Below are 1,764 nucleotides of genomic sequence, written 5' to 3' on the forward strand. Positions count from 1 at the left end.
GCTCCACATTATGATGCTGATATGATTGCCAATATACTACAAACAATATTCAAAGATATAGATAAATTAGAGAAATCTCAATTGAAATCACTATATCTAACAGTCATCGATCGCATTGACATAAGAAAAGATGAGCATTGTAAGAAGCAATTTTACGTTACACTCAAACTGAATAATGAGATTATCAAACAACTATTTGATAATCATCCACTTGACGAAGTGCTCCTCAGCACTTCGTCTTTATTTTTGTCCCAAACATTATATCTTACTATTTATTAAAAGAAGTGAGTATAAAAGTTAACTGAAATAATAAATAATTAAAAATATAGTAGATACAATTATAAAAATTAGATAAAATTAATTTGTTAAATTTTAAATATTACAAATAAAGGGGAAAAATGAATGAAAAAAATTATTAATATCTTATTAATTGCGATACTTTCAGTCGTCTTCATTGGATTAGTTTTATTTGTTCTTAATTTCGCTAAAGATATGTGGAGTGACAGTGATACTAAAATTGTTGATAAACATCAACATGAAACGTCTAAAGATAAAAATAACAAACCTTCAGATAGTTCTTCTCAAAATAATAGCAATGAACAAAGCACCACTACTAGTATTGAAGAGCAAGATAATAATATTACTTCTACTAATAACAATGAAAATCAGTCAATTGAAACAAATACCTCTCAACAACAAGCTAGTACAAATAATCAACAAAATAGCACTACAAATGAAAATTCTGAAAGTACTTCTAACGTAGACGATATGTCAAACAAAGAATTGATGGATTACTATACTCAAAATATGAGCGAAGATGATAAAAAAGTCGTCGAAGGAAGATTTGAATATCAAAAAGGTAATGAATACTCAGACTATATTAGAGATCAATTAAAAAGTAATCCAGATGCTATCAATGCTACTAAGTAAATAAGGAGTAAAATATGAAAAAAATTATTAATATTCTATTAATTGCAATACTATCAATCGTATTTATTGGTTTAGCTTTATTTGTAGTAAATTTTGCTAAAGATACGTTCATCAATGACAACACAAAAGCTGATACTGTAAGTAAAAAACCGAGTAAAGATAAAAAAGAAAAACAAAGTTCTGAACCAAATACAGAAGAGGTACAAACGTCTCAAGAAAATTCAAGTAACACTACTATAGAAAATAGTACAAGCGAACAAATATCTAATAACAATAATAATTCTGAATACCCTTCGAGCAAACAAGCAAATACAGAAAATGTACGAACTAATGAGTCTGGTCAAGTAATACATAAAACCAAGCGATATGGTATAGATTACATTGATGAATTTTCTTCTCCTGCTGAGGAAAGAGAGTATGAAGATCAAGTTATGTCACAAAGTGGAGGAGGCCCTACAGAACCAAAAGATAAAGTTGACGATGACGGAATAAGCCAAGATGAATTAGATAGTCTATCAGAAGATGAACAAGCAGGCATAGGATATAATCCAAATAATCCACGCGGTGACGTAGGTAGCCCTAGACCTATATATTCTGATGATGATACCGAAAATTCTAGTGAAGATGAATAATATTTTTTATTAATAATACAAATTGTAATACTAACGAAGTGCCTTGTAGCACTTCGTTTTTTCTTTCTTTAAAGTTTCTAACTAAGTTTAAGAATTCTCTTTATCAATTTCAATAACACTTATCTAATGAGATAGCGAATTAGCATTATCTATCTACTACTACACGATGCTTATATTGAAATTGCTAAAGAACATCCCACAA

2 protein-coding genes and 1 pseudogene are annotated in these 1,764 nt (G+C 28.9%); all 3 read left to right on the forward strand.

Annotated features, from left to right (window positions below):
- A pseudogene (locus tag HMPREF2647_RS11235) lies at positions 1 to 279 on the forward strand (recombinase family protein); the annotation flags it as partial.
- A 123-nt stretch (positions 280 to 402) separates the two neighbouring features.
- Positions 403 to 930 carry a hypothetical protein gene (locus HMPREF2647_RS10540; RefSeq protein WP_049436957.1) on the forward strand — a complete coding sequence of 176 codons (528 nt, stop codon included), beginning with the start codon at positions 403 to 405 and terminating at the stop codon, positions 928 to 930.
- A gap of 14 nt (positions 931 to 944) precedes the next feature.
- On the forward strand, positions 945 to 1,562 hold the full coding sequence (locus tag HMPREF2647_RS10545; RefSeq protein ID WP_049436954.1) for a hypothetical protein: 618 nt from the start codon (positions 945 to 947) through the stop codon (positions 1,560 to 1,562).
- Positions 1,563 to 1,764 lie beyond the last annotated feature (202 nt).

Source organism: Staphylococcus sp. HMSC035D11 (genome assembly GCF_001836075.1).
GTDB lineage: Bacteria > Bacillota > Bacilli > Staphylococcales > Staphylococcaceae > Staphylococcus > Staphylococcus hominis.

Excerpts from the sequence above, each read along its gene's own strand:
- HMPREF2647_RS10540 (WP_049436957.1), top strand. The coding sequence starts at position 403 with ATGAAAAAAATTATTAATATCTTATTAATTGCGATACTTTCAGTCGTC.
- HMPREF2647_RS10545 (WP_049436954.1), top strand. The coding sequence starts at position 945 with ATGAAAAAAATTATTAATATTCTATTAATTGCAATACTATCAATCGTA.